Source organism: Rhizobium giardinii bv. giardinii H152, from assembly GCF_000379605.1.
GTDB lineage: Bacteria > Pseudomonadota > Alphaproteobacteria > Rhizobiales > Rhizobiaceae > Pararhizobium > Pararhizobium giardinii.
The window spans coordinates 1-1,279 of sequence record NZ_KB902615.1 but is presented as its reverse complement, the minus strand read 5'-3'; the positions used below and the strand labels follow the sequence as shown (position 1 = coordinate 1,279).

2 protein-coding genes are annotated in these 1,279 nt (G+C 55.2%); both read left to right on the top strand.

Annotated elements, in window-relative coordinates; all coding sequences use genetic code 11:
* Window positions 1-534 (top strand): methylenetetrahydrofolate reductase (locus A3AY_RS0110845; protein WP_018325703.1); only part of this gene is annotated, 534 nt, incomplete at its 5' end.
* Window positions 535-772: 238 nt separating this feature from the next.
* Window positions 773-1,279: ABC transporter substrate-binding protein (locus A3AY_RS0110840; RefSeq protein ID WP_018325702.1), on the top strand; the 507-nt coding region annotated here is incomplete at its 3' end.

Genomic DNA, 1,279 nt, shown 5'->3' with positions numbered 1-1,279 from the left:
GATCCTCCCAAGGGCGCATTTCCCGATACCGCAGCGATCTTGCGGAGCGGTGTCCTGCAACAGCACGCGATCAGACACGTCGCTATAGCCGGGCATCCAGAGGGCCATCCCTCGCAAAGCGCCAGCGTGCTTACCGAAGCGATCTCGGAGAAACGCCGCATTCTCGAAGCGCTCAATCTTGAATGGTCGATTTTTACCCAGTTCACATTCAGTGCCGTTCCAGTGCTTGAATGGATCATTGGAATCCGCAGCAGAGGAATAACGGTGCCCATCCATGTCGGTATTCCCGGGCCAGCAAGTATCAGAACGCTGATGCGGTTTGCGGCGGTTTGCGGCGTCTCCTCCTCGACAGCGGTCCTTAAAAAATATGGGCTTTCGATCACCCAGCTACTGTCAAGCGCCGGACCAGACGTTCTCGTCGACGACTACGCCGACGCAATGGTCGACGGAGTGTACGGCGATATCCGCCTGCACTTCTACCCTTTTGGTGGCGTTCGCAAATCTGTCGAGTGGATAAGAAGCTACCAGAGATGACGGCACCGTCGTAGTATCTGGCGACGATTTGGTTCGGCAGATTGACGACGTTGAGCTGAACCAAAACGACAAGGAGCCGAAATATATCTGCCTGTCGAGCTTGGTACCGTGGGAGCTGGCGGACCTGCGGCAATCAGCTTCGGCTTGACAATTATAGTACGGTATCCGTACTAATATTTGCTAGGAGAGCGGATTTCACCGAGTTGCGTCCGGACGCATTTCCGGGAGGGAGGATATCATGAAATTCAAGAAGCTTGCGCTATGCGCCGTGGCAACCGCAGTGCTGTCAACGGCGAGCACCGTGGCCTTGGCCGAGACGATCAAGGTGGGTGTTATCGCGACATTTTCGGGACCGAATGCCATCTGGGGCAAACAGTTTCGTGAGGCTATCGATGTCTATATTGCCTTGCACGGAGACGAGGTCGCCGGCAACAAGGTTGAATTTATCTACAAGGACGTCGGAGGCCCAAACGCCGACGCGAGTAAAGCCGCAGCTCAAGAACTCTTGGTGCGCGAGGGTGTGAAATATCTGGCGGGTTTTGATTTCACGCCAAACGCTATCGCTGTCGCGCCCCTCACAAAGCAGGCCAAAGTACCGACGGTCATCTTCAACGCAGGAACATCGTCGATCAACAAACAGTCGGAATTCTTTCTCCGGACAAGCTTTACCTTGTCGCAACTCGCTCAGCCGGCTGCGCAGTGGGCCGCCAAAAGCGGTGCAAAAAAGGTCGTGACAGCCGTATCT